This window comes from Vibrio sp. 2134-1, assembly GCF_033339495.1.
Map to the genome: position 1 here is coordinate 1 of NZ_JAWOUS010000077.1, position 1,469 is coordinate 1,469.

A 1,469-nucleotide genomic window follows, 5' to 3' on the forward strand; every position below is an offset into this window, starting at 1 on the left:
GTTCAAATCCGCAATAAGCTCGTTGAGGCCTACAAAGACCTCATGAACATGCCAGTGTAATTTAGGTAATAAGTGTGGCAGACAAGTCTACAGATTTAACCGTCACTGATGGCGGCTCAGATGGCGCACTGGTTTCTAGCTCCGATATGGATGTGGAAAGCCAAAATCCAGATTTAGAAGAGCGCAGTGCATCAAAATTCGATATGGCCGTGGGCGACCTCGATTTGCTTCGACAGGTCGTGCTTGTGCTATCGATCTCTATCTGTGTTGCGTTAATCGTGATGTTGTTCTTCTGGGTAAAAGAACCAGAAATGCGTCCGCTTGGCGCTTACGACACTGAAGAACTGATCCCTGTTCTGGATTACCTTGACCAGCAAAAAATCAATTACAAACTCGATGGTAATACCGTTTCGGTGGAGTCGAGCGAGTACAACTCAATCAAATTAGGCATGGTGCGTTCGGGCGTCAATCAAGCGACCGAAGCGGGCGATGACATTCTGCTGCAAGACATGGGCTTTGGCGTTTCTCAGCGCTTAGAGCAGGAACGTCTTAAGCTCAGCCGTGAGCGTCAGCTAGCTCAAGCCATTGAAGAAATGAAGCAGGTTCGCAAAGCGCGAGTGTTGTTGGCGTTGCCGAAACACAGTGTGTTTGTGCGTCATAACCAAGAAGCTTCCGCCTCAGTATTTTTGACGCTATCGACAGGCGCCAACCTCAAGCAGCAAGAAGTGGACTCGATTGTCGATATGGTCGCGAGCGCCGTTCCAGGCATGAAGACATCGCGCATTACCGTCACGGATCAGCATGGCCGTTTGTTGAGCTCTGGTTCGCAAGATCCGGCGTCTGCCGCGCGTCGCAAAGAGCAAGAGTTAGAACGCAGCCAAGAACAAGCATTGCGTGAAAAAATCGACTCTGTTCTGTTGCCTATTCTTGGTTTTGGTAACTACACCGCGCAAGTGGATATCCAAATGGATTTCAGTGCGGTTGAGCAAACTCGTAAACGTTTCGACCCAAATACGCCATCGACCCGCAGCGAGTACGCGCTAGAAGATTACAACAACGGCAACATGGTAGCAGGCATTCCGGGTGCGCTTAGTAATCAGCCTCCGGCGGATGCTTCTATTCCGCAAGACGTCGCGCAAATGAAAGACGGCTCGGTAATGGGGCAAGGCTCTGTACGTAAAGAATCGACCCGCAACTTCGAGCTAGATACCACGATTAGCCATGAGCGTAAGCAAACGGGCACCGTGGCGCGCCAGACTGTTTCAGTTGCCATCAAAGACCGTCGCCAAGTTAATCCAGATACAGGTGAAGTGACTTACACACCGATGTCGGAAGGTGAAATCAACGCGATTCGTCAGGTGTTGATTGGCACCGTCGGCTTTGATCAATCTCGTGGTGATTTACTTAACGTATTGAGCGTCAAGTTTGCCGAACCAGAAACCGAGCAGCTTGTTGACCAACCAATTTGG

General features: G+C 50.1%; 2 protein-coding genes. Both read left to right on the plus strand.

The features are described from left to right. Positions 1-60, plus strand: a 60-nt coding sequence (locus R7R78_RS30035) for a flagellar hook-basal body complex protein FliE (protein WP_406707387.1), incomplete at its 5' end; no start/stop codon positions are given. 14 nt (positions 61-74) lie between these two features. Further along, positions 75-1,469 (plus strand): flagellar basal-body MS-ring/collar protein FliF (gene fliF, locus R7R78_RS23930; RefSeq protein WP_225474355.1); only part of this gene is annotated, 1,395 nt, incomplete at its 3' end.